Source organism: Bradyrhizobium sp. S3.2.6 (assembly GCF_040546885.1).
Lineage (GTDB): Bacteria > Pseudomonadota > Alphaproteobacteria > Rhizobiales > Xanthobacteraceae > Bradyrhizobium > Bradyrhizobium cytisi.
In genome coordinates, this window is record NZ_JBEPOS010000037.1 from 22037 (window position 1) to 48254 (window position 26218).

17 protein-coding genes and 4 pseudogenes are annotated in these 26218 nt (G+C 58.3%); 17 read left to right on the top strand and 4 right to left on the bottom strand.

The features are described from left to right. The first annotated feature begins 56 nt into the window (after window positions 1–56). Together ABID58_RS35620 and ABID58_RS35630 are read left to right on the top strand one after the other, a co-directional pair. Entirely contained in the window at window positions 57–2312 is a 2256-nt protein-coding gene (locus tag ABID58_RS35620; protein ID WP_354037557.1) for a di-heme-cytochrome C peroxidase, read from the top strand. A gap of 1148 nt (window positions 2313–3460) precedes the next feature. Further along, window positions 3461–3979 (top strand): hypothetical protein, encoded by a 519-nt coding sequence (locus ABID58_RS35630; protein ID WP_144030660.1) that lies wholly within the window; start codon window positions 3461–3463, stop codon window positions 3977–3979. A gap of 35 nt (window positions 3980–4014) precedes the next feature. Here the strand turns inward: ABID58_RS35630 and ABID58_RS37490 are convergent. Further along, window positions 4015–4249, bottom strand: a pseudogene (locus ABID58_RS37490) (IS256 family transposase); the annotation flags it as partial. 1675 nt (window positions 4250–5924) lie between these two features. Here ABID58_RS37490 and ABID58_RS35640 point away from each other — a divergent pair. Then, window positions 5925–7141 (top strand): annotated as a pseudogene (locus ABID58_RS35640) (EAL domain-containing response regulator). Between the two features lie 526 nt (window positions 7142–7667). Continuing rightward, window positions 7668–7871: a 4Fe-4S dicluster domain-containing protein gene (locus ABID58_RS35645; RefSeq protein ID WP_085399650.1), complete on the top strand. Its 204-nt coding sequence runs from the start codon at window positions 7668–7670 to the stop codon at window positions 7869–7871. A 220-nt stretch (window positions 7872–8091) separates the two neighbouring features. Here the strand turns inward: ABID58_RS35645 and ABID58_RS35650 are convergent, their stop codons facing one another. Beyond that, complete coding sequence (locus ABID58_RS35650) at window positions 8092–8220, bottom strand: hypothetical protein (protein WP_354037559.1); 129 nt, start codon at window positions 8218–8220, stop codon at window positions 8092–8094. 476 nt (window positions 8221–8696) lie between these two features. Here ABID58_RS35650 and ABID58_RS35655 point away from each other — a divergent pair. Further along, a pseudogene (locus ABID58_RS35655) lies at window positions 8697–8873 on the top strand (hypothetical protein); the annotation flags it as partial. Window positions 8874–9119: 246 nt separating this feature from the next. On the opposite strand, the gene ABID58_RS35660 reads toward ABID58_RS35655, so the two are convergent. Both ABID58_RS35660 and ABID58_RS35665 read right to left on the bottom strand, forming a co-directional pair. Further along, a complete protein-coding gene (locus ABID58_RS35660) occupies window positions 9120–9278 on the bottom strand; it encodes a hypothetical protein (protein WP_354037560.1) in 159 nt (52 codons plus the stop codon). Between the two features lie 867 nt (window positions 9279–10145). Continuing rightward, a pseudogene (locus tag ABID58_RS35665) lies at window positions 10146–10507 on the bottom strand (cytochrome-c peroxidase). Between the two features lie 1852 nt (window positions 10508–12359). Here ABID58_RS35665 and ABID58_RS35670 point away from each other — a divergent pair. The 12 genes from ABID58_RS35670 to ABID58_RS35725 all read left to right on the top strand — a co-directional run. Next, window positions 12360–12677, top strand: a complete 318-nt coding sequence (locus ABID58_RS35670) for a hypothetical protein (protein WP_354037561.1) — start codon at window positions 12360–12362, stop codon at window positions 12675–12677. A gap of 204 nt (window positions 12678–12881) precedes the next feature. Beyond that, window positions 12882–13358 (top strand): helix-turn-helix domain-containing protein, encoded by a 477-nt coding sequence (locus tag ABID58_RS35675; protein WP_349642880.1) that lies wholly within the window; start codon window positions 12882–12884, stop codon window positions 13356–13358. 1358 nt (window positions 13359–14716) lie between these two features. Continuing rightward, complete coding sequence (gene nifD / locus ABID58_RS35680; RefSeq protein ID WP_354037562.1) at window positions 14717–16219, top strand: nitrogenase molybdenum-iron protein alpha chain; 1503 nt, start codon at window positions 14717–14719, stop codon at window positions 16217–16219. 81 nt (window positions 16220–16300) lie between these two features. Further along, window positions 16301–17860: a nitrogenase molybdenum-iron protein subunit beta gene (gene nifK, locus ABID58_RS35685; protein WP_354037570.1), complete on the top strand. Its 1560-nt coding sequence runs from the start codon at window positions 16301–16303 to the stop codon at window positions 17858–17860. Between the two features lie 110 nt (window positions 17861–17970). Then, entirely contained in the window at window positions 17971–19614 is a 1644-nt protein-coding gene (nifE, locus tag ABID58_RS35690) for a nitrogenase iron-molybdenum cofactor biosynthesis protein NifE (RefSeq protein ID WP_354037563.1), read from the top strand. Window positions 19615–19623: 9 nt separating this feature from the next. Beyond that, window positions 19624–21030: a nitrogenase iron-molybdenum cofactor biosynthesis protein NifN gene (gene nifN / locus ABID58_RS35695; RefSeq protein WP_354037564.1), complete on the top strand. Its 1407-nt coding sequence runs from the start codon at window positions 19624–19626 to the stop codon at window positions 21028–21030. Further along, on the top strand, window positions 21027–21422 hold the full coding sequence (gene nifX / locus ABID58_RS35700) for a nitrogen fixation protein NifX (protein WP_085399643.1): 396 nt from the start codon (window positions 21027–21029) through the stop codon (window positions 21420–21422). The genes nifN and nifX overlap by 4 nt, the downstream gene beginning before the upstream one ends. A gap of 10 nt (window positions 21423–21432) precedes the next feature. After that, a complete protein-coding gene (locus tag ABID58_RS35705; protein ID WP_354037565.1) occupies window positions 21433–21903 on the top strand; it encodes a NifX-associated nitrogen fixation protein in 471 nt (156 codons plus the stop codon). Window positions 21904–21910: 7 nt separating this feature from the next. Beyond that, complete coding sequence (locus ABID58_RS35710) at window positions 21911–22111, top strand: CCE_0567 family metalloprotein (protein WP_354037566.1); 201 nt, start codon at window positions 21911–21913, stop codon at window positions 22109–22111. 13 nt (window positions 22112–22124) lie between these two features. Further along, window positions 22125–22409 carry a ferredoxin III, nif-specific gene (gene fdxB, locus ABID58_RS35715; RefSeq protein ID WP_354037567.1) on the top strand — a complete coding sequence of 95 codons (285 nt, stop codon included), beginning with the start codon at window positions 22125–22127 and terminating at the stop codon, window positions 22407–22409. 145 nt (window positions 22410–22554) lie between these two features. Then, window positions 22555–24654 carry a prolyl oligopeptidase family serine peptidase gene (locus tag ABID58_RS35720; RefSeq protein WP_354037568.1) on the top strand — a complete coding sequence of 700 codons (2100 nt, stop codon included), beginning with the start codon at window positions 22555–22557 and terminating at the stop codon, window positions 24652–24654. A gap of 820 nt (window positions 24655–25474) precedes the next feature. Next, window positions 25475–26218 (top strand): TlpA disulfide reductase family protein (locus tag ABID58_RS35725; protein ID WP_354037569.1); only part of this gene is annotated, 744 nt, incomplete at its 3' end.

A 26218-nucleotide genomic window follows, 5' to 3' on the forward strand; every position in this document is an offset into this window, starting at 1 on the left:
GTCGCCGTTTCCGGCTGCCCGCCGGCCGCGCGAAAGAGATAGATGGAGTACTTGCCATGGGGAGACGTTCTTTCGGCTCTCACCTTTATTCCTGGGTGAGGCGCTGGCCTCATGTCGCCGGGCTGTTGTTCGCAATCGTCGTCGTCGCGATTGTGTCGGCCGGCTTGGTGTATTTCGCGCCTGAGAAGGTTCGCGATGCAGCTCTTAAAATCAAGAACGACGCAAATCTCCTCGCTCAACTGCTGCCTGCTACCTTGCCGGAGCCATCGAAAATCGAAAGCGCCTATTGGCTGCCGCAGAATTGGAGCTCGCGCCAGCGTTACTGGTTTCACCACACCTCGCAGGGGACGGCGACCATACCTGTCCCTTATCAATGGTTCCTGGCGTTGGAGCGCCCGGAGCTGTCCTTCTCTTACACGAGCTTGACGGACGACGACTACTTGCGCCGCCTTGGCTTTATCCCGAGTCCTAGCTCAAAGGATTTCGCCCGTAACGCGCCCTCATACGGTTATCACGAAGATGGGTCGAATGCGGGCGGTGGGAGCTCCGGTTGGACTCCAAACCTACCCGACAATCCAAATGGCTTGCCTGTCGGGTTTGCCATCCTTAAGGGCGGCGTCGACCCGGCGACGGGAGGCTCGTACGAAGATCAGATCGGATTGACCTGCGCCGCCTGTCATACGGGGCATCTGGAGTACAAAAATGTCAGCCTTCGGTTCGACGGTGGGCCGGCGATGCTCAATCTCGGGGAGGTTGAACGAGTCGTCGGGCTGTCTATCGGCTACACGCTGATTTTGCCGTGGCGGTTCGAGCGTTTCGCCAGCAGACTGGAGCAGATCAAAGGTCAAGGCGTTGATCGAAAGCAGCTTCGAAGCGATCTGGACCTTGCACTTCAAAAGATCAAAAAGCAAAAGGCGCAGGGCGATAGCCTTTTGAGGGAACAGGGAGTTGCGGATCTCGATGAAGGTTTCGGTCGGCTTGACGCGCTGAACCGGATCGGGAACCAGGTTTTCTATAGCAACCTACTCGATCCCCTGACCGGCGAACTCACGGATCCACTCCTCAAGGGCAACTTAGCCCGCCACGATGCGCCCGTGAGCTTTCCGCCGATTTGGGACACACCATATTTCCTCTGGGCGCAGTATGACGCCTCCGTTCTCAACGAACTTGTTCGCAATTCAGGCGAGGCGCTCGGTGTCAGCGCCAAAATCAATATGACCGCGCCCGCGCCCGGACGGCCACTTTTTGCCTCATCGATACATCTATCCGACATCGCGCGGTTCGAAGAACTTCTGCGCGGCGCCGATCCCTTTTCGGCGGCCGATGCAAGCGGCAAAAAATTTACCGGGCTCGTAGCGCCCAGGTGGAGGGACGCACAGGAAAAATTTCGGAGCGACCCGGCATGGGGCATTGACGAAAAGCTCGTTGAAAATGGCCGCGATCTCTATCGCGCGCACTGCTTTGAATGCCACCGAGGCCCGGTCAACGATCCTGCCTTCGACAAAAGATGGCCGGAGCATTCGTTCTGGAAGCCGGAGAACCCCGATCGCTCCGCCAAGAACGAGAAGAATTGGGTGAACATAGGGGGGAGGCATTATTTCAATGTGGTTCAGATGCCGGTCACGGCGATCGGTACCGATCGTCAACAATCCGATGTCCTCACGACGCGCCGCGTTCACCTGCCCGAGTCACTTGGATTAAGTCCAGTCGATGACCTCAACAAAGCCTGGGCTTGCGGCCTTCCAGTGAACACAGGGGCAGATCCTCTTTTCGTACTCGCACTCATGGACGTGGTCGGAAAGACAATTGACCAATGGATCATTGCGAACGGCACCTCGGAAGAAGCCAAGCAGCAGATCTGGGGACCCAGGAAGAATTGCCAAAACCAACGAGTCTACGTTGGGGCTCGGGCGAACCATAACGGAAAGGACGAAGATGTTCTTGCTCTCGAACCTCAATATCGGGCGCGCCCGCTGGATGGTGTTTGGGCGACAGCTCCGTATCTGCACAACGGGTCCGTGCCGACGCTAAGAGACATGTTGTTGCCGCAGAAGGAACGGCCGATGTCCTTCTGCGTTGGCAGTCGCGAATTCGATCCAGTCAACGTCGGGCTTGTCACGAAAACTCAAGCGAGCGACGCCTGTGCGGCCGGTCTGACGGAATTCAGTGTCTCGCTGCTTGGGAACGGCAATCGTGGACATTCGTTTGAAGGCAAGGAAACCGATTTAACGAAGCTGCCGCCTGGTGTCATCGGGCCAGAATTGACCGACGCCGAGCGGCGCGCACTTGTCGAGTATCTCAAGACGCTGTGAGAGGTCCGTTGCCTGCACGTGGAAAGTCAATCGAGACCTTTCGAATTGTCGAAGCCGTTGGCCCATCTCGTCCATACGAGCAGCTCTTCCCTCGGTCGCTTCTCGTGTATTCCCCTGAGGTGGGTCAAGCGCCCTATCACAGATTGTCGCGAAGGAATGTGGAACCAGCTTTCGAAGCATCATTCTTCTTGCCGAACTGCCACGCGACTTGCACGCGACGCGATGTTCATAATTACAAGGTGGCGTTTCTGTCCGACCTGACCGGCCCGGATATGGGCTACGGAGCGCTCTAGCTTTGGTCTCTCAGGAGGTTGTCCATCTGGTCTGAACCGAGGAAGCTGAGGTTGCGAAGCTTCAGTATTCCATGGTGAGACCAGATGAACGTCCACAAGAATGCGCCTTTGACGCCCAAAGGTCGAGAGGCGATGGTGCGAGACGAGGTCGAGGGCGGGCTGAGGCAGGCTGACGCGGCAAGTTAGTTCAGCACGACACCGAAAACCTTGGCCACATGGGTCAAGCGGTTCCGAGCAGAAGGCGTGGATGGCTTTGCGCGACCGCTCGTCGCGACCTCATTCATCGCCGAGCCAAACCCCGCCGGCCACGTGCGCTGCCGTCGAGACGTTGCACCGGCAGCGCCACTCCGGTAAGCAGATTGATGCCGAGGTCGAGGTGGTCACCGGCCACCATCAGCCGTATCTTTCGCCGCTTGGGATTAGGCCGGATACGCGATCTGGAGCCCGCCGAGCCGGTGCGCCGCTACGAGCGCGAGCACCCCGGCGAGCTCATCCATATCGACATCAAGAAGCTCGGCAGATTCGTAAGACCAGGCCACCGCATCACACACGAAGCACATGGGCTGCTCACGATCCAGAGACGAGGCCTCGGCAAGACGAACATCTATGAACTGTATCTCACGGAGACTTCCCGGACAAAAATGTCCGGTCCAGAAAGGTACGTTAGGTCCGATATGGCGCAGACAAAAATGTCCGCTCCTCAATTAATGAGACCTGATGAATGAGACCCATATTGAGAATAAGCAGTAGGGGAATGTACTTTCGCAATAAAGGGAAGGCTCCAAAAGGCGGCGCGTATAGCTCTATGCTAGGTTTGATCGAGTCTCCCAAACTCCAAATTCGGGGAAAGCGCGCATGACGCCGGAACAGTTCCAAACACTATACCCTCACTTAATCGGTTGGATTCATCAAACACTACAAGCACATTCGAACGAAGTAAGGATCGTAAGTTCGCTCGGATTCCCGAGACTGTCGCAATACTTCAGCGGAAATCTCTTATCGTCGACCAAGGTTGCCGTCGTCGAACGGGTTCCGATGCCGCCACTATCATCTTTAGGACTCAGCCAGTTCGCCGAATTCGAAAACGGCGATTACGACGGTATCACGTACCTGGACACATTCTTCGTAAAGCGTCGCTCTGCGTCGAGTGAGCGGCTCCACTTTCATGAATTAGTCCATGTTGTACAGTGGCGATTGCTTGGTCCTGAAAGGTTTCTCGCGACGTACGCCGATGGATTGGAGAAACATGGGTATCGGCAAAGTCCGCTAGAGGCCATGGCTTACACCGCCGAGGAAGTATTTTGTCAGTCCAACGAGAACTTTAATGCCGAAAAGCTGGTTGCGGACGAACTGGATCGAATGTCAGGCGTTTAGCGAAACGCGTGCACGATCGGGGATCCGTCGCGCATTCATCGCACATTGAGAAAAAATGGCTCAATCTTAATGCCGTCGTTGAATCCGACGATTGCGACGACCCTCGGCAACGGATTTGCGCTTTTTGAGCCGCCGCCAGGTCCTTGATGCGGCGATCACCAGCTTGAACACCATCGGCCTGGCGGTGGTTGGCGACAAGGAGCCCTTCGTCCGCACGGTCCTGTATCGCCCGGCTGCGGACACGCGCTCGATGGGATTGGTAGTGCTCAAGTCAGCCCCAATGTGCGGCAAGAAAATCCTAGAAGGGCAGCAGTGCGTCGCGATCCCTGACCAGGCATTCCACCGCCCAGCCGTACGTCGCGCAAAACGTCTTGGCGAAGACGTCGGTCGACGCTTCGGCGGACGCTGGGCTCGCGCCCAATAGACCTCGCGCAAATCCTTCTTCATGGTGGCCTGCACCGAGAGTGGGACCTTGTCCGGGACGTTCACGTCTTGTGCACTCACCATTATGGTGGCTTGTGCGGGGAAAGACCGGCCGGGGCTTCGCCCGCCCGCGCCCCGCCGACTTGCCTGCGCGCTTTTAGCCGGGCAAGTCTCGGCTTGCCGTCCAGGAGCGTTGAAGACGATCTTATCGCTTCGCACAATGAAGAACGATTTGATCACCGACATGTCGAATCTTCCCGCCAAGAAGGTCGAAGAGGTAACCGCTAGCAGTGGGAGTAGCACCGCATCCAGTCCAGGTTCTCGACCATGCTTGGCCGCGACGCACGCGTTGAAGCGTTCGTTGCGAGAACCAACAGGACTTGCTGCTGAAAGACTTTACTGGTAGCGCGCTAGCTCAGGAGCGATTTAACCGTGTGAAGCAGAGTTCATAGTGCCGTCACGGCCTCTTGCGCGCGCAATCCTGCAATCGATATGTGCTCGCCTCGTAGAAACGGCGTACCCGTGCTAAGGCCGGATAGCCATACGGAGGCGACGCAACCTCAATCATGGCGCGTCGCCTCCGAATGTACCGCCTCGAGGAGATGCCGACGTTGTCAGAGCTTCGGAAGTCGCGGGAAATCCATAGCTCCTGAAGCACGCCGTACGCTCCGGCTGCTCCCATGCCTGTACGGATGAGATGGTAGCGAGCCGTACAATCTGCCCCGTGGCTTGTTGCTCGATAACAAGAATGAAGGCCCCTTCGGGATCCTGAATCAGGCGCAGATCCGCCCGCTTCGCGCCTTCAAAGGCTGAACTCTGCTCCGGGGCCACGTAATTCAGATATTAGCTTTTCGACCGCTTCTGCGATCGCGCCCTCATCTCCTGGCACGCCCCTGCGCGAAGCCGAGCCTCCGTGGCGGGCCTTGCGCTTCAGCGCCAGCACGAACACCGCGACGTTAATCCCTCTTGAAGAAATCCATAGTCAAAAGGATACCGAAAGCTCAACCGAGAGCAACTATCAAGCTCGGTAGAGAATGGGACCTCCGCACTGCTATAAGCAACAGAGGTGAGTAAGTGCAAGCTGCTTCCGTTTTCAGAATCGACCGCGTCTTGAGCGCCCGCGAACTCAGGATGGACTTCCTTCGATTGGAAAATAAATGAACCAGACGCCACATTCGCGCGTGTGCAAGCCGGCCATGCCGACGAACCCTTCGTAAGAGTGGTTGCCGATCGTCACTCATGAGTGAGTCCATGAAGTAGATCTTGCACCATGATGATCGCCGCGCGATAGGGCGCATCAGTCCGACGGTGAGATTCTCCACAGTCGCGTGCGTCACTCAACAAAATTACGCGAAGAGGTATCATGCGCGCGCCCGACAAAATCGTCAGAACAACATCGCGAATTGCCTGCTCATGCACTATCTTAAGCTTACCTCGAAGAATCGAAAGATAGCGACAAGCGCAGCTTGTTTGGACCTTCGCTCCTCGTTTAAACGGTCGTCACGGAACGGGAGTGGTTGCGATGGAGCATGGGCAGGCCGAATTGATCGGAGGCAAACCTGCGATCTTCGGGCGGCGTAAAGGTGCGGCCGCGAGCGTGCGTGGCCGTCGGCAAGCGGCATCTGCGCGCGTTTCTACAGGATGTGCTGGAGGATATCGGGTTTATTATCAGCGAATGCGGGACTGCTGAAGAGCTGCCGCTCGTACTCTGCACGGAGCTCCCTGATCTGATCCTGCTCGGCATTGGCTCGGATCGCATCGAGCCTGGACGATTGCTCGAGATACTCGTGCGCGAAAAAAGTTGCAGGCAGAGTGCTGGCATTTGGCGCCCGCGAATCGATCATCATGACGGCAGTGCAGCAGGTCGGGGGCGAATATGGACTTGCTATGCTGCCGCCGCTGAGGACGCCGTTTGCAGCCGAGACGCTGCGCGATCGGGTCGCCATGCTCTTGCCCAGAGAGCCGGCGCCCCGTCCCGCGGTCCATGTCGGAGAAGCCTTACACGCTGGATGGCTTGAGCTCTGGTATGAGCCGAAGTTTGACGCGTGTACCCTCAGCCGCCGCGGCGCCGAGGCGCTTGTGCGAATGCGGCACCCGACCTGGGGCGTTGTTCCACCGGCCTATTTCATCCCAGAGCCTCACGATCCGCATTTTAGGGAGTTGTCGGAGTTCGTGATCGACCGCGCAATCAAGGATTGGCGGTATCTTCTGGAGCAGAAAACTTCAATCGATCTCTCCATCAATCTCCCGGCAGCATTCCTGATGGACCCGCAGGCGGTACGCGATCTGTGTCAGCGCATGCCGTCGCCCCCCGCTTTCGGCGGCTTGACTATTGAAATCGAGAGCGAGGAAGCCATCCGCAATCTAGATCTCCTGATTGAGGTCGCGCGCGAGGTTCGCTTTTACAACATTGGCCTTGCAATCGACAATGTCGGCGCCAATTGGCCGCAGCTGATGGGGGTGGAGAGATTCCCGTTCATGAAATTGAAAGTGGACCGGCAATACGTCTCGGGTTGCGGAAATGGGCCCCTGAAGCGAACGGTGTGCCGCCAGATCGTCGATCTAGCCAAAGAATACAGTGCGCGCACCGTCGCCGAAGGTGTGGAGAGCCATGCCGACCTGATCGCTGTGACCGAACTCGGCTTCGACCTTGCGCAGGGCCATCTGTTCGGAAAGGCCATGCCGCTGAAGCAATTTGCGCAGTCATCTTTCAGCACTCCTCCACTTCTTCCAAACTAGGTGCGTGAGAGTGGCTGAGCACAGTCAAGCAAAGCGTAGCAGCGCTCGCCCACACCGCCATGCTTACTCGGCGCCAGGCGTGAGGCTGACTGCAATTATCGGTCAGTCTGCAAGGCCAGTGTCGCTCCTCCCGGCGCGACTTCATTTCCCTCCGAGCGAGACTTGGACAAAACCTCCAGTCAGGGCGTGTGACCGGAGGTTTGCCGAAACCCGGCCTAGACGTGCGTCGGCTCGCGGCTTTTAGTCGCGCCGCCGGTTTCGGATCATCGAGCGTCGCGTAGCCCGCGCTGCCGTGCCGGACAAACCGACGGAAGCGCGCGGCGGTCGAGTCGCGACATGCTCTCGGAGTACTGCCGAGGGCTCTCATAGCTTGAATTGAAGCGGCCTGTTGCTGTAGCAGATGCAACATGGTCTCAGCCCCGGGACAGCACAATTGCGCAAATTGCCCGCCAGAGAGCCTATCTGTGTTTGGCACGGCATTTGAAGGGATCGCCAATGGCATCGCTCGCCTAAGGAGTCGGAAGGCATGGCTTACAAGATCGTCGCTTCGCAATGCACCGTTTGTGGTGCATGTGAGTTCGAGTGTCCCAACGCGGCAATCAGCCTCAAGCGCGACATTTACGTTATCGATGCCAAAAAGTGTACGGAGTGCGAGGGCCATTCCGACACGCCGCAATGCGCGGCCGTCTGTCCGATGCCTGACACCTGTGTCCCGTCTAAGACAGCATAAGCAGCCCGCGTAAGGCTTCATCGATGTCGTGAACGAAGTAGTCGAAGTCGCGCTCAAAGGGGGCTGTCGGATGACACCTCAAATTTATCTGGAATAAGGACAAGGCCGCTTCGATGCTCCAGTGGCCGCGTTGAGGCTTGTCGTCGCTGGCTGACGAGCCGAGGCGAGGTGGACGGGCGTCGAGTATCTCAAGATCGCTTACAGAATATCTAGAACTGCGTTACTTCGGAGCCGAGGAGCCGGTCTCCTCGCGCGACGAGATCGTTCCGGAGATCCTGAAGAGGTCCGAGAAGCTCGACCTCCGCTTGCCCGTGGTCACCGTGCACGAGTGCATGGAGTGTACGGTCATAGCCCGATCCCGCCGCCCGCGCTCTGGTTGCCTACTTCAGTTCGCAACTCAGAATGCATCCTGATGAGGTCAGGAGCTGTTTCTGCATATCGCCCGCGTCCAGGCTCCACTCGCCAAGCCGCGGCCGACGCATCGAAGGCGCGCGCCAAAGTCGCTCAGCACGTGAATACCTGCCGCCCCGAGGAGATCATCTCAGGGCTAGCCGAATACCAAGCTGTCCGACCTGATCATCCCTGCGATTCTAGAGTAATCCGGCATTGGCAATTCCTAAGGAGCCTCATGGCGGTGTGATCAAACGGACGTCGGCCGAGGATGATCGCAACTTCCTGACGGGCGGGTTCGAGAAGCTGCTGACGGAAAAACCAGGCCCGTCGCAAAGATATATAGAAAGCGGCCCGGGCTCGTTCCGGCCGCGGAGCTCATCCGGTTACCAGAACAGGGTATCGAACGCGAACGCATTCACAGGCGGAGCCTCCAAGCAGCTTATTGTGTTGGCGCCGCAGCGAGTGTCTGATCGGCAGCTCTGGATCAATCCCGACTGCAGGCTGAAAACTCGAAAGTGGGCGGAGGTGCGTCCCGCGCTCGTCAATATGGTGGCTGCGAGTTGCGGGCTGCGCCACGTGCCGACCGTTTTGCCACGCTTTTGTGAATGAAATGCAAACGCTTTGGGAGCTTGCGATGTCCTTGCGAGCTTCCCAAATTCTAGAGACGGGAATGCCGGACGGCGTTGGCCAAGGCGGTCGCATAACAGCCGGCGACAAGCTCGATTCTCGATCCGACGGCCGATAGCCTGCCGGCGATGTCGATCGAAGTCACTAACGGTCGATGCTAACCCAGCTCTACTTTTCATTTATCCATCGCGTGGATGTGTCCCATCGCAACAATCTATTTTACCTCCCTTACGGAATGTCATAGGAGATTGGCGCCTTGGCACGATCTTCGGGAAGATAATCGAGCGTTGCTGGTGTTTTGGGGATGGCAAATGCTGCTGCGCGACGGTAAGCGGCCGCTTGAGTTTCAGGGCGCGGCGCATTGCGCGAAGGATCCAGCTCCATCAAGGCACTGCCTTGCCAACTGGACGCGGGTGCGAGTGGTGGGCAATCCTGAAGTGTCCCACAGGAGCGGAAGGCAAGCGGCTCCAGATTTTGCGCGGAGGCGATATCCGCTTCTCGTGTTTGACGGCGAATGCCCTCGCCGTAAATCGATCGCCGGTAGTCCTCCCTACCGACGAAAGCTGGTGCGATGCGTAAAGCAGCGTCGCTCCTGCGAGACTTTCGCCCGGCCTCCAGAGTAGGCCGGGCGCTTTTTTATATGCCTGGCTATGAGTGACGGCACGGGATCATTCATTTTGACGTCATTGCGTGACCCCGGGTACTTGCATGGCATCTGCTACACCAAGCATGAGGCCGGTGCTGCTAATCCTATCTATTTATGGAAGGCTTTGGCCTCGTGTTTGTACGCGTGGGTAGTGGCGGATACTCGATCTTAGGTACCCGCCCGGTCAGCGAATACAGAAACACTACGATATCGTTCTCTTCCTCATCGCTAAGCTTGGCGCCGAGCTGGATTTCACTCATCAGGGCAACAGCTTGCTTCACGCTCCAAACTTGGCCCGAATGGAAATAAGGGGCTCGCAACGCGACGTTCCGCAAGGACGCCGCGCGGAAGACATATTCGTCACCGACTGCCTTGGTGACCGCGAACCAACCCTTATCGGCGGCCCGGGAGCAGGCTTGCGTCAGGCTTTTTCATCACAGCCGAATGGGAAGTATGCCTGTCCACCGGCGTTGATTCCCTTGTGGCAAGCGGAGCATCCGTTCTCTATAAACAGCGCCAACCCTGACTTCTGCTGATCATCCAGAGCATGTGTTTTGCCCTCCAGATACTGATCGAATGGGGCCGCAGGTGAAATGAGAGTCGCTTCATTAGCCTCGATTGCCTCGCATAGTTTTCGAAGGGGACTGGTATCGGTTCGGGAAGGCGTTTTTGAACAAGGCGACATAGCTGGCCATTGAGTTAAAGGTATCGAGCACACGATCCGGAGTCGCATTCATTTCGGCACTTGCCTGCACAGGGCCGGTGGCTTGCGCCTTCGGGTCCGCGGCGCCTCGGTCCCAGAATTGCGCCACATTGAACACCGCGTTGTAGACGGTGGGGGCCCGACGTAGGCCGACCTTCCAGCCGTGACCGACTGAGGTCGGAACGGCATTCCGCCGGTACCGAGATTGTGGCATGTATCGCAGCTAATGATCTCGCTTGCCGATAGCCGCGGATCGAAGGACAGCATCTTGCCAAGCTCGACTTTTTCATGTGTGACTGAATTGTCCTTTACCGCAGGAATGACTCAGGGGATCGGATGGAAGATCTGCTTGGCGGTTCTCATCAGCTCATCGTCCGGACATCAGCAGCCCAGTCGCCAAAACAGATGCTGCGGCCACAAGCCGAAGCTTCCGGATCGATTTGTTCATACACCCACCTCATCAGCTCTGATTGTTAATCAAGGAAACAGTCGAGAACGAGGCCACCCTCCGTTCGTTCAACGGCTTGGCGCAGTATGCACCAGATCCTCTGAAATCGAGACTGCATCAAACGTACGATTTCAAGATGCTCGCTCGCCCGGGCGAACAAACAACGTCGGATGTCTTGGCTTGATGAATACATGCAGTGTTACAGATGCGACAAGCGCTGGTCCCGGCTAGACATCATCGCACAGAGAGTTTTGTGATGAGATCGAATTGCCAGCTTGCGGGCCGAACGCGAGAACGGCGGTAATAAGGTCTAAGCAGGTTTGGCGAGACACTGGGCCGAGGCGCCAAGGCGGTGCGCATCGCCCACGATTTTGCCGAGCCCTGCCCTACAGGAGCCTCTCCGACTCATATCCGGGCCGCTCCGGGGACGCCGCCGCCGCGAAATCCCGCTCCTCTGTAACGGACCAGCCCCAAGCCTGAACATGGCCTGCCTTCCACCTGAAGTTCGCTGGCATGACAATTGCCGTTCTCAAATCTGAAAGGCGCGGCTACCCAGAGCTTGACGGTGCGACGGTCCGATTAGTCGAATACTCCCATTCGACGCCAGCTCAAGTCGCCGGCCTGACACCGGATCAGGCCGGGTGTTGGTTGGAATAACAAACCACTTCGTCTGACTGACGGCGAGTGGCAGCTTTTGAAGTCCTGCGCGCTGATGGCAAAAGCCGCTGAACTTCTGCAGAAGCAACCGTTACTTCGTGCCCTTGCGTTGAAAGACTGCGATACAAGCGGACATGCTGGGAGGAGATCGTGACATCATGTCCGCAGATGGCCAGGTCGTGACATGTCATCGGCGTCTTCCCCGGAACGACGTGATTGACCAGCTGTCCATGGCTGGTTCAGGTTAAATATGGTAAGCGTGATAGCTTCGATTGACGATCGCTTGAATGAGATCAGATACGTGCGGAATGACATTTGGCGCTGTCGCAGAAGGCTTCAATGTGAGCTGAGTGATGTCGAGCGTAAGTTCCTCGAAGAGCGTCTGCTTGAGCGGCACTCTGCCTTTGACCGGCTCCTGGCGACCACGTTTCCTTTTACATTGAAACTGTGAAGAAAATTTCGGGACCTGGCCGCGGGGCATTGGCGCGGAAATGGCTTCCGCCCGCAGAACGCCTGCGCCCGCGTCAGGAACGTAGCGCTCCGGCGCCGCGGGCTGTCGGGCCCTCATAGCCGCCGCCGAGCTGAATGGCGTCGGTCCTTGGTTCACCGACGTGCTGGCCCGCTGCGCGGCGTGAACGCGGATACTGGAATCGTTCGGGCACCCATCCAGGGGTGTCGCCGGGGGACACCGATCGCCTCGTTTCTGTGACACCGCGGTCACCGTGACTAGCTTTCATTCGACAAAGCGATCGAAGAAGCTTGAATCGGCCGTAGCGTCAGATTGTACAGAGCAGGCGAACGATATTCCAGACCAGGTGCAGCCGAATGATAAGACCCGTTCTCGCTTTTGTATTGTGTTCCGCTCTCGAGTTGATCGGCCCAAGCACGGGCGCGGTTGCGGACACAAGGCGGTACGCGTGCACGATCACTGCCGCCGATCGAGAGCCGGTCGGAGTTCGGAATGAGCGGGTCATTCTCAGCGTTCAATATGGCTGCCGGATCGCGGGTGGTCTCTTGAGCGACGCGGAGATCACAGCGGTGTCGGTCAGCGAGTGGGCTGCTGACAAAGGGTCATACTTGGCTTCCCTGGAATTTCACCGCGCGCTGGAGGGAGTTGCAATTGGACAACTCTCCGAGGCGACCGGCTTCTCTATCATGGAAGGCGAGCAGGGCATTGCGGTCGCAACTTCCGGCACGACAGTATTCAAGTTCGCATCTGGCTCATTGGCAGCCCTTTCAGGGAAGACCCTTAAATTTACGACCAAACCCACTGGCCTACGTAGCTTCGAATTGGACTTCACAGATTGGCCCGAATCTCTTCTACGGAGGTGAACGTGTCTTACGCTGATTTCCGCAGGCGCTCGGACGCACGAATTACCATCCATACTCTTAGCCGCACACAATACGTGCTCCCCAGCCTGTGTGCTGTCCTCCAAGGCGAGCACACGCGCAACAAGTTAAGCTAAAACTCCGAAGGCACTCGAGCGCTGTACAGCTTTCAAATTGACCTTCACCCGAGCCGATCAGCAGCTCTTTATGGTGCTGATCAGCATCAGGGACGAACTGGTCCCGCAGAAGGGGCATCTCTTCGGCAGCGCCTGCGCGACACCGAAGCTATCGACAAGGAACAGACACAGCCCGATGATGAGCACGAAGAAGAAGAAGCTGCTGGCCCACAGCCGGGGCTCCAGCAACATTTTTGCTGACCTCGGCCTGGCGAACGACCAGGAGCACCAACTCAAGGCAGAACTTGTCGTACAACTGAAGCGGTTGATGGCGGAGCGGGAGATCACGCAGACCGAAGCCGCGAGGCTGGTGGGCGTGAAGCAGCCCAACCTGTCCAAGATGCTTCGGGGCCAGTTCAGGCTGGTTTCTGTGGTAAAGCTGCTGCGTATGCTGACGGCGTTCCACCAGGACGTCGAGATAACGGTAAAGCCACATCGGAAGCGTGGCAGAGCGGGCCGGATCACGTTATTCCGGCCTGAGAGCTACCGAAAAGGGGAGGGTTCATGACATCCAACGCGACGGCGCCCAAAACCGCTCATGACCCCGCCCGTCGTGCCCGAACTGCAATGATTACATTCGGCCGACTGAAAATCCCTCGCCACCCCTCTCCTCGCGGAGACCTGCCTGCGCTTTCAGGAACAAGTGGGCGAGCAAGGACGCGGAGCTCGCCCGAGAGACCGACGCGCCCCAGCAGGAGCGCAAGAAGCTCCAAACGGGTCGTGAGCAGGTCGTGAACCGACTGGCGGCTGAGTGCAGCCAACTCGCCGTTACAGAAGCAAGGAACGCGGGCGAGGCAGCTCGATGGATTGGGCTGATTCCACCGGACTCCCTCTTTCTCTCGAAGGAGAAGATCTCGGCTTGCAAGACGGGCATCTTCCATCCAGAGCGCAGATCGTAATCGGATATCTTTAGAGCGGGATCCCCGGCTGCAGTCTTCGCCAGGCCGAGTGCCGAATACTGTGACATGGCGTCCAATGCCGATTTCCCAAGATCAATCAGCGCCCACACGAACAACCCAAGCCCGCCGAGTACGGTGCAGCCACAGACGACGTTCAGGATGGCCAACCCAGGGGTAGTCATGCCGAATCCCGAAGGCGGCGATGGTTGACAGAAAGTACGCCGCGGCCAGCAGGATCATTCCAACCAGTCACTGACGGACATGCTCATCACAGCGGAAAGCGCGACGATGGCAGCGATGAGTCGGATCCCGAAATGCCGGTGCTCGGTGATGTTCAAGTTGAGCGATGTCTCCTTGGCGATATCTTTCTGCGTCCCTAACTCGACCTTCAATGCGGCGAATAACCGATCTTTGGCGGCGTAGATTTCCCGGAGAGCGCAACTGATTGTCTTGTTTCAGACAGGTCGTTAGCCGGTACGCCTGTCGGTGGCCAACAGGTCAGGTTTCTAACAATCCGCATCCTGCCAACTATCTAGCTCTACAGACGTGGGTTTTTGTCTTCGACCAGCGCTGGCACACTCATTGCAAACCCCTGCGCAAGAGGCGGCTGTTAGCCCTTTGCATCAACATGCAGAGAAACACCCCCCTGATGGCAGGCAGTGAGTAAAGAAGCCGATATGACCACCCGCTGGAGAGTAGGCATGACTTCACCGAGACGCGTCTTGGTCAGCGATCCCGTCGACAAGTCAACAGCGTCACGCACACGGCGTTCGCAAGCGCTCAGCCGAGATGAACTGCAAGATCGTGAACGACCGCCGCCGCATGATCCGGAAGGCCGCGAAGTTGCGATCGGTAGGACCGGTCACGGAGATTGCACGCTTTACACCTGAATGCCGGATCGGAAATCCGTCGGTCTACCGGAAAAGCGTCGCTTCATGATCTGAGGCGACAATCAAAGGAAATTTGTATGAGCCGAGCAACTACCCAGAGTGTCGCTGAGATCAAGGCGCGCAACAAGCAGCTAATCGATGAGGTGTTGAAGGTCTACCCAGAGAAGACCGCCAAAAGACGCGCCAAGCATCTCAGTGTTCACGAGACGGGGAGGTCGGATTGTGGCGTCAAGTCGAATATCAAGTCCATTCCGGGCGTGATGACCATCCGTGGCTGCGCCTACGCAGGCTCCAAGGGCGTGGTCTGGGGGCCGATCAAGGACATGATCCACATTAGCCACGGTCCGGTCGGCTGTGGTCAGTACTCATGGGGCTCGCGGCGCAACTACTACGTCGGCACGACCGGCATCGACACCTTCGTGACACTGCAGTTCACCTCCGATTTCCAGGAAAAGGATATCGTATTCGGCGGCGATAAAAAGGTGACGAAACTCATCGATGAGCTCCAGGAGCTATTTCCTCTCAACAGGGGCATCACCATTCAGTCCGAATGTCCGATCGGTTTGATCGGCGACGATATCGAGGCGGTCTCCAGAGAAAAGTCACAGGAATATGGCGGCAAAACCATCGTGCCTGTGCGGTGCGAGGGCTTTCGTGGCGTGTCACAATCGCTCGGACATCACATCGCGAACGACGCAGTTCGAGATTGGATCTTCGACAAGAGCGCCCCAGAGGCCAGTTCAAAATTTGAGCCGACGCCATATGATGTTGCGATTATCGGCGACTACAACATCGGCGGCGATGCCTGGTCGTCACGGATCCTGCTCGAAGAAATGGGCCTGCGCGTCATCGCCCAGTGGTCCGGAGATGGATCTCTCGCTGAATTGGAGGCGACGCCGAAGGCGAAGCTCAACATATTGCATTGCTATCGCTCGATGAACTACATCTCACGGCACATGGAGGAAAAATTCGGGATTCCCTGGTGCGAGTACAACTTCTTCGGGCCTTCCAAAATCGCGGAGTCGCTGCGCAAAATTGCAAGCTTCTTCGATGATAAGATCAAAGAAGGCGCCGAGCGCGTCATCGCGAAATATCAGCCGCTTGTCGATGCGGTGACCGCGAAATACCTGCCGCGGCTCGAAGGCAAGACCGTAATGCTGTTCGTCGGCGGCTTACGTCCTCGCCACGTCATTGGCGCCTACGAGGACCTCGGCATGGATGTTGTCGGCACAGGCTATGAGTTCGGGCATAACGATGACTACCAGCGCACCGCTCAGCACTACGTCAAAGATGGCACACTGATCTACGACGATGTCACCGGCTACGAATTCGAGCGCTTCGTCGAAAAGATCCGGCCAGACCTCGTAGGTTCCGGTATCAAGGAAAAATACGTCTTCCAGAAAATGGGCGTGCCGTTCCGTCAAATGCATTCCTGGGACTACTCGGGTCCTTACCACGGCTACGACGGCTTCGCGATCTTCGCCCGCGACATGGACATGGCGATCAATTCCCCGATCTGGGGGAAGACCACGGCACCTTGGAAGGACGCTCCGCGGCCGAGCCTCATGGCGGCGGAATAGGAACGCCGACGCCCGGCCTCTTTCTTCCGCAGAGGAGGGGAAGGGCAGGAGAACGAACACAAGAACCCAACGAGTGCCATGATGACACAGAACGCCGAACACATACTCGACCACTCCGAGCTTTTCCGGGGAGACGAATACCAGCAGATGCTGGCCAATAAGAAGGCGCTATTTGAGAATCCGCATGATCCCGCCGAAGTCGACCGTATCAGAGAATGGTCCAAGACGCCCGATTACCGCGAGAAGAACTTTGCCCGCGAGGCGCTAACGGTTAATCCGGCGAAGGCTTGCCAGCCGCTAGGTGCGGTGTTCGCCGCGCTCGGGTTCGAGCGCACACTGCCGTTCGTCCACGGCTCACAGGGCTGCGTTGCGTATTATCGCAGCCATCTGTCACGCCACTTCAAGGAGCCGACCTCGTGCGTCTCCTCGTCCATGACGGAAGACGCGGCCGTGTTCGGGGGGCTCAACAATCTTACCGACGGGCTTGCCAACAGCTACAACATGTACAAGCCGAAGATGATCGCGGTCGCGACGACCTGCATGGCGGAAGTCATCGGCGACGACCTCAACGCCTTCATCAAAACATCCAAGGAAAAAGGTTCAGTCCCCGCGGACTACGATGTACCATTCGCTCACACTCCCGCATTCGTCGGCAGCCACGTTACCGGCTACGACAACACGCTCAAGGGCATCCTCGAGCATTTCTGGGACGGCAAAGCCGGCACGGCACCAAAACTCCAGCGCAAGGCCAACGACACGATCAACTTCATCGGCGGCTTCGACGGCTACACTGTCGGTAACATGCGTGAAATAAAGCGCATATTCGAGCTGATGGGGATCGGCTACACCATCCTCGCGGACAACAGTGATGTGTTCGACACCCCCACCGACGGCGAGTTCCGCATGTATGATGGCGGCACCACGCTGAAGGATGCCGCGGACGCAGTCCACGCGAAGGCAACCATTTCCATGCAGCAATATTGTACGGAGAAGACGTTGGCCTTCATCAAGGGGCACGACCAAGAGGTCGTCGCCTTCAATCACCCCCTGGGCGTCAGCGCCACGGACGATTTCCTGATGACGCTGTCGCGTATCACCAACAAGGCAATTCCAAATGCGCTGGAGCGGGAGCGCGGGCGTCTGGTAGACGCAATGGCTGACTCTAGCGCGCATCTTCACGGCAAGAAGTTCGCGATCTACGGCGATCCTGACCTCTGCTATGGCGTGGCCGCATTCTTGTTAGAGCTCGGCGCTGAGCCCACCCACGTGCTCTCGACGAACGGGGGTAAGGCCTGGCAGCAGAAAATGCAGGTGCTGTTCGCGAGCTCGCCGTTCGGTAAAAACTGCCGCGCCTTCCCCGGCAAGGATCTCTGGCACATGCGTTCGCTCCTGTTCACAGAACCGGTCGATTTCCTGATCGGTAACACCTACGGCAAATATCTCGAGCGTGACACTGGAACACCGCTTATCCGCATCGGGTTTCCCATCTTCGATCGCCATCATCACCATCGTTATCCAGTGTGGGGCTATCAGGGTAGCATGAATGTGCTGGTCAAGATTCTAGACAAGATCTTTGATGAGATCGATAGAAAAACCAGCTCGCTCGGCAAGACAGACTACAGCTTCGACATCATACGCTAAGGCGAGCGCCCCGCCTCATCGTCCGCAGGAACAGCGGCGCTGAGGCGGAGATTATCCGCCGGCCATCCTCTTGGTCTGTGCGGTGTCTTGACATCCCCGAAAGAGACAACATGACTACGCTTCGCACGACCATACTGGACGCCTTTAACGAACCGGGCTGCGCCAGGAACGCGAGCAAGTCGAACGTCGAGCGCAAGAATGGATGCACCAAGCAGCTGAAGCCGGGCGGCGCCGCCGGCGGGTGTGCCTTCGATGGCGCCAAAATCGCACTGCAGCCCTTCACCGATGTCGCCCATCTTGTGCATGGTCCAATCGCCTGTGAGGGCAATTCCTGGGACAATCGCGGTTCCGCCTCCTCCGGCTCCGATCTGTGGCGCAGAAGCTTCACCACTGACATGAGCGAGACCGACGTCGTGTTCGGCGGCGAGAAACGGCTGTACAGGGCAGTCAAGGAGATCACAGAGAAATACGACCCACAAGCCATCTTCGTCTACCAGACGTGCGTGCCCGCGATGATCGGTGACGACATCGATATGGTCTGCAAGGCGGCCTCCGCCAAATTCGGCAAACCGGTCATTCCCATCAATGCACCGGGATTTGTGGGGTCGAAGAACCTTGGTAACAAGCTCGCAGGCGAAGCACTGCTGGAGCACGTCATCGGTACTGGAGAGCCCGATTACACCACTCCGTATGACATCAACATCATCGGCGAATACAACCTGTCGGGCGAGCTCTGGCAGGTCAAGCCGCTGCTCGATGAGCTCGGAATTCGGATCCTGTCGTGCATCTCGGGGGACGGCAAGTACCGCGAGGTTGCTTATTCACACCGAGCCAAAGCCACGATGATGGTCTGCTCAAAAGCAATGATCAACGTCGCACGCAAGATGAGGCAGCGCTACGGCATCCCGTTTTTTGAAGGATCGTTCTACGGTATTGAGGATACCAGCGATTCACTGCGCCAGATCGCGCGCATGCTAATCGAACGTGGCGCGCCGGCTGAGTTGATGGAACGAACGCAAGCCCTAATCGTACGCGAAGAGACCAAAGCCTGGACTGCGATCGAACGTTTCAAGCCGCGCTTTGCCGGCAAGAGGGTCGTTCTCATCACCGGTGGCGTGAAATCCTGGTCGATGGTGGCCGCTTTGCAGGAGGCCGGGCTTGAAATCGTCGGCACGTCCGTGAAGAAATCGACCGAGAAGGACAAGGAACGTATCAAGGAATTAATAGGCCAGAACGCCCACATGATCGAGGACATGTCACCTCACGAGATCTACAAGATGCTCAAGGACGCAAAAGCCGACATCATGCTTTCGGGCGGCAAGTCGCAATTCGTCGCACTAAAGGCGGCGACGCCATGGCTCGATATCAACCAGGAGCGCTGCCACGCCTATATGGGCTATGTCGGGATTATCAAGCTCATGGAGGAGATCGAGAAAGCGCTCTACAATCCGATATGGGATCAGCTTCGCCAAGGCGCGCCCTGGGATGAGTTCGATTGGCAGCGTCAGGCAAAGAAGGTTGCGCAGAGGGATGCGCAAGCCGTTGATCCGGTTCGGGCCGCGAGCACGAACGGCGTCAAGACGATAAGTTTCTCCAACAAAACTGAGATCGGCGATGGTGAGCGCGCGATTGCGGCGCATGGCCCGAACCTCGTCGAGCCCGTCAAGCCGTGCACCAATTCCACCGCAAGGGGCCTTGCTTGTAAGGACGCTCTTTCCGATCTCCAGCCCCCGGCGCTGCAGGCGGCGGAGTAGGAGAACGAGATGGCGATCGTAACTGCCTCGAAGAAAGCCTGTTCGGTCAATCCGCTCAAGATGAGCCAGCCGATCGGCGGCTCATTTGCCTTCATGGGCCTGCGCGGCGCAATGCCGCTTTTGCACGGCCCGCAAGGTTGCGCCTCCTTCGGGCTGACGCTGTTCGTGCGCCATTTCAACGAAGCCGTGCCGATGCAGACGACCGCCATGAACGAGGTTGCCACCGTGCTCGGCGGTCTCGAGAATCTCGAACGGGCGATCCTCAACATCTACAATCGCGTCGAACCCGAGATCATTGGTATCAATTCGACTGGCGTCACCGAGACCAATGGCGATGACGTCGAGGCCTTCATCCGGTTGATCCGGCAGAAGCATCCGCAGCTCGAAAAGCTTCCCCTTGTCTACGTCTCGACGCCGGATTTCAAGGATGCCTTTCAGGATGGCTGGGGCAAAACAGTGGCGCGGATGATCGAGGTGCTCGTGGCTCCCGTCGACGCAGTGAGACCGCGCGATGGCTCCCGCGTCAACGTGCTACCTGGCTGCCATCTCACGCCCGGCGATCTCGACGAGCTTCGCACGATCTTTGAGGATTTTGGGCTCAAGCCCTTCTTCCTGCCGGACGTTGCCGGTTCGCTGGATGGCCACATCCCCGACGAATTCACGCCGACCACGATCGGCGGCATTGGAATGGACGAGATCGCGACGATGGGGCAGGCGGCCTGGACGATCGCAATCGGCGCGCAAATGCGCCGTGCGGCCGAGATCATGCAGGCTCGGACAGGCACGCCGTTCCGTCTGTTCGAGCGGCTCTGCGGCCTTATGCCAAGTGACGAATTCATCGCGTTTCTGAGCGAGATCAGCGGCCGGTCGGTGCCCTGGAAATATCGCCGGCAACGTGGACAGCTGGCAGACGCCATGCTGGATGCGCATTTCCATATCGGCGGCCGCAAGCTCGCGATCGGCGCCGAGCCGGACTTGTTATTCGATCTCTCCAGCTTCCTTCACGAGATGGGGGCGCAGGTAACGGCTGCGGTGACGACGACGAACTCACCGGTGCTCCAGCGGGTCAGGACCGAGGACGTCCTGATCGGCGATCTGGAGGATCTTGAAGAGCTTGCCAGGTTACGTGACTGCGACCTCTTGATGTCGCATTCACACGGTCGACAGGCCGCTTCGCGACTCAATGTTCCGTTCCTCCGGGTGGGCTTTCCGATGTTCGATCGCCTTGGCGCTGCGCACCTCACGACCGTTGGCTATCGCGGCACGCGTGATCTGATCTTTGATATCGCCAATCTGATCATCACCGACCGCGAAACCAACCATGGGCCGACGCCCGACTCCTGGCCATCACCTGCGGTGACCTGCAGGTCCATCCGCCCCAGTTGCCTTGAGCAGGAAGAGAAAAAACACGGATGAAAGTTGCATTCGCCACTCAGGACTTGAAGCACGTCGATGCGCACTTCGGCTGGGCCAAGAACATCGTGATCTACGAGGTCGGCCCGGACGGGCATCGGTTTATTGAGGCGGTTCAGTTCGGCGGTGACCTCACGGAAGACGGCAATGAGGATAAGCTGGCGCCGAAGATCCAGGCGATCAGGGACTGCGCAATCCTCTATGTAGCGGCGATCGGCGGCTCGGGTGCTGCGCGCGTCGTCGCGAGCAACATCCATCCGATGAAGGTGCTACAACCAGAGCCCATCGACGACCTTTGCGTCAAACTCGAGACCGTGCTGAAGGGGTCGCCGCCGCCCTGGCTGCGGAAGCTGCTCACCAAAAGCTCGGAACGTACGGTGGATTTCGAAGCCTGAAGGAAAGAGGATGCCCGATCAATCTGAAATCACTCCAGCCGCCCCCGCGGCAGAGCGGCCATTTCTCAAAGAGCTCATCAAGATCTTGCGCGCCCAGGACGCCCACGGCGCCTGGGAGGGCAAGAAGGACCTCGACCTGCTCGACCCCTACATTCTGGACAAGCGCAAGCGCCGTGCGCTGCCGATCGTTGGCAATCCCGAGCCCGACATGATATGGCGACTGCAGTTGTTCTTTGACGCCATTGCGCTCTCGATCGAGAAGGCGACAGGCGTGATGATCTCGCCAATGCTGAAGATGCATCAGGAAGGGTTCGGTCGGATCGTACTGATCGGGGGCCGGCTCGTTGTCGTGAGCAAGCAGCTACGGGACGTGCATCGCTTTGGTTTCAACAATCTGTGTCATCTTGCCGAGCAAGGCGACGAAATCGTCAACAGTGGTGTTGAGATGATCCGCGAGTTCCCGGACGTGGCGAATTATTGAGGCAAGTATGAGCGATGTTGAAAGCCTGAAGGCGGAAATAAAGAAGCTGTCGGCCAAAGCGACCCAGGCCAAGATGGACCTCCATGACCTCTCCGAGGAACTGCCCGTCAACTGGACCGCGATCCTGAGCGTGGCGCAGAAGGCCCACGACGCCTTCAGCGAGCTCGAAAGCAAGCGCCAAGATCTCCAGGCGCTACACGATGCATAACGGACCTCAAGCCATGTCATTCAGGACCCGCGACGGCCGCGATTGGAGGCCGGACTACCTGGTTTGGATCGATCCGAACAAGTGCATCGGCTGCGGCCGCTGCTACAAGGTCTGCGGCCGCGAGGTCATGACGCTGAACGGCCTGAGCGAAGACGGCGAGATGATCGATCTCGATGAGGACGACGATGAGGTCGAAAAGAAGGTCATGGTGATGAAGGACGAGGGGGCCTGCATCGGCTGCAGCGCCTGCGCCCGGGTCTGCCCGACGAACTGTCAGACCCACGCGCCAGCTGCTTGAACCGACTCTTCTGTCGCTATGAACAGGGGTGGTTGGTCAGAGACAAAGGTAGCTCGGGAGATCCGGCATGGAGCCGACGACATGTACGGCGCGAAGCCTTGGACCCTCTCGAAAGTGCGCGTCAATGCTAAGCTTGGAGTGAATCATGGTCGAAAAAGGTGTGCCGTTGAAGTCGCGGATTGAAAGGCCAACGGCCGCGACTCCAGATGATGATCCCTATCTATGGTTGGAAAAGATCCAAGGCGGACGAGCGTTGAACTTCGTCGAGCGGCAGAATAGCAGAACGCTGCGGGTGTTCGGCGGACCGGCCGCGGGACGAGATTGCGATGCGCTGACCGCGATTTACGATCGGCCTGACAGGATCCCCTACGGCTGGCGCCGCGGCAGCTATCTTTACAATTTCTGGCAGGACGCCACCAACCCGCGCGGGCTGTGGCGGCGGACAACAATGGCGGAGTTTCGAAGACCCAATCCGGCGTGGGAGATCATGCTGGATATCGACCAGCTTGCGGCAAGCGAGCGCGAAGACTGGCTACTGAGCTCGACAAGCTCACTGCCGGGAAGCCCGCGAAGTATCTTAAGCCTGTCGCGCGGCGGCAGCGATGCCGTCACCTTGCGGGAATTCGACGCCGAGACGAGGAGCTTCGTCGCGGGCGGCTTTGCGATGCCGGAAGCCAAGGGCCGCGTCGACTGGCTCGACACGGACACGCTGCTGCTGTCCAGCGCCCATGGCGAGGGCATGGTCACGAGCTCCGGATATTCCAGGACCGTTCGCCTGTGGTGTCGTGGCGAACCTGTGGATCGGGCAGAAGTGATCTTCGAGACCGCGGCTGATCACATGCGTGTCTATGGCCTCGCCGACCATACCGGCGCGGTCCCGCGTACCTGGATCATCGATCGGATCGACTTCTTCAACCACCGCATCTGGCTGCGCGATCACGCCGGCACCACCACGAAGCTCGAGCTTCCGACCGGCATCTGGATGCAGGCCCATGGCGACTGGTTTGCGATGAAGCTGCGCCAGCCCTGGTCGATCGGTGGTCGAACCTATGCCACCGATGCCGTCCTCGGCATCTCGCTTTCGGCTTTCCTTGCAGGCAGCCGCGACTTTTCGCTCCTGTTCGAGCCCGGACCGCGGCGCGCATTGCAGGACTTGTTCTGGACGGCCGGCAGACTGGTGCTCTCGATCCTCGACGAACTTAAGCCGCAATTCCAGATCTGCACGCCATTCGCCACGGGCTGGAGCCGCGCGATACTCGGCGGGCTTCCCGAAATCGGCGTAGTCGACGTCTGGCCGCTCGATTGTCATCCATCTGAGAGCAACGGCGACCTGCTTGCCGAAGTGCAGGACCCGCTCACGCCACCGTCGCTGCTGTTGATCGAGCGCGGCGTCGAAAGTCCTGTCGTGTTGAAGCAGGCATCGAAGGCCTTCACCGCCGATGGCCTCGTGGTGACGCAGCATGAGGCGATCTCGATCGATGGCGAGCATATCCCCTATGTGCAGACAGGCCCCGCAGGCGCAACCGGCGATGCGCCGGTCTATATGACCGCCTATGGCGGCCTCGGTCGCTCGGTGAAACCATATTACAATTCGTCGCTCGGCAAGCTGTGGCTGGAGCGCGGCGGCACCGTTGTGCAGGCGAATTTGCGCGGCGGCGGCGAGTTCGGCACGCGATGGCACGAGGCTGGCCGGCTCACCGGCAAGAAGCTGTCGCATGACGACTTCGCGGCCGTTGCCGCCGATCTCGTCCGCCGCGGTGTCACGAAAGCGAAACGGATCGCAGCCAGGGGCGGATCGAACGGCGGCATCCTCATTACCAACATGCTGACGCGTTACCCAGAGCGTTTCGGCGCGCTGTTCTGCACCGTCCCGCTGACCGACATGCGCCGCTACACCAAGCTGCTTGCCGGCGCGAGCTGGATCGCGGAGTACGGCGACCCCGACAAGCGTGAGGACTGGGAATGGTTGAAGACCTATTCCGCCTATCACAACGCAAAACCCGGCCAGCCCTATCCGCCAATCCTGATCGCCACGAGGCGGCGGGACGACCGCGTCCATCCCGGACATGCGCGCAAGATGGCCGCGAAGCTCCAGGCGATGGGCTATGAGGCTTATTTCTACGAGGGGGCGGGCGGGCACAGCCACGGCAAGGACAACAAGGAGCGCGCCGGCCTCGAAGCGCTGGGCTTTGCATTTCTTAAGAGCAAGATTGGCTGGCAGGAGGAGGAGGCGTCAGCCAGCTAACGCAATTGCCAGATGACATTCGTAGGATATCGACCAGAGCGAGGGCAGTCTGACCGACGTCCAGACCTGCCGCACGGACGATTCGAGATCCTGCGTGCTTGAACCAACGCATGGTGGAGTTAGTGTCTCGCTGGGACTTGGATGACGACCGTTTCTCTTCACAACTCTATGACCTCACTTACGTGCTGTATCTCAGCCCGGTGCTGCGCGTGATCTTCCAGGACCGTGACCGGACTGCGTCACTGCGTCTTGTCTTGCCCTTTAGAATGTATCCGCGCAAAAGTTCGCGATTTAACGTTCGAATGGCCTTTTGCACGTTCCGCAGGCGCTCGATTCGTTGAAGGATTATCTTCCAGCGGCCGCAGCCGCGCTTTCTTTAGGAAGCAAGAACACCGAGTAGGAGGAGCGCAATCAGACGGCAGAGCGAGCGAGGCTCATACTAACAGCTATTTGCCGGTGACGCGCGCTGGCGGTTACGACAGCGATCATCGAAACGCCAGCAGCGATCGTCATGATGGGCGGGGCACAAACCCCGCCACTCAAAGCGCATGACCCGCGTCCGATGTCTGACATCGAACGAGACCGTTAGCTACAAGCGCACCGTCGTGCTGAGCTGCCGAGGCAATCTTAGACCGGATCAGGCACGTGATGTTCGTTGCTGGCGTTGGCACGGCCTTTGCTGCTGAGCTTGAGCACGGTGTCGGGCGGAGTGCATGCAGACGCGCTCTCTCGTTCATTGAACTCGTGCCGCGTTTCTTGGGGACAAACGAGCTTGCACAAACAATCGCGCGAAGGTTTGGGAATAGCTTTGGAGAGCAACATGATTGTTCGTATGGAGTCGCCAGCTCCCCCGATCAGGGTGGAAAGCTGGGTACGTGGCGAGCCCCTCACCAACTTTAAGCTGGGTACGCTGTATATTGTCGAGTTTTGGCCGACTTGGTGCGGCGGATGTGGGACGGAGATTTCCCACCTCGCGCAGCTGCAAGAAAAATACGACAATAGCGCAGTTGAGGTCATTGCAGTTGCACCTTCCGAGCGAGGCTCAACGGCCGAGGAGGCGCGAACAAAATTGGACGCGTGGTTGACCAAGAAAGTCTCCAAGCTGAACTTTCGGATCGCGTTCGATTACGCGGGAAACATGAAGAAGTGCTGGATGGCGCCCAGTCTTTCTAGCACTATCCCCACCTCATTCGTCATCGACCGTGACGGTCTCGTCGCCTTTATCGGTCCCCCAATGCAACTGTATGACGTGTTTCCAAAAATCGTAAATGGCACCTGGCGCACGAGCGATGAAGCCATAGCAGCGGATGCTGAGCGAATCGCTGAAGCAGAATCTGAAATGCGCGAGAAAGCCCGGGTGCAAGCATTCTGGGGCAAACTTGGACCGGCGCTGAAGGCGCAGGATTCGTCGACGGCGTTTACGGCCGCTAAAGAGGGCGTCGCAGTGATGCCGGATGACATCAACGTTCACCTAGACGACCGATTCCATGAAACCTGCGTGGTGGAGCGGGTTGAATTGGTGGAACGGACGGGTTGTTGGCGGATTCCTCGTTTGCGGTCGGCG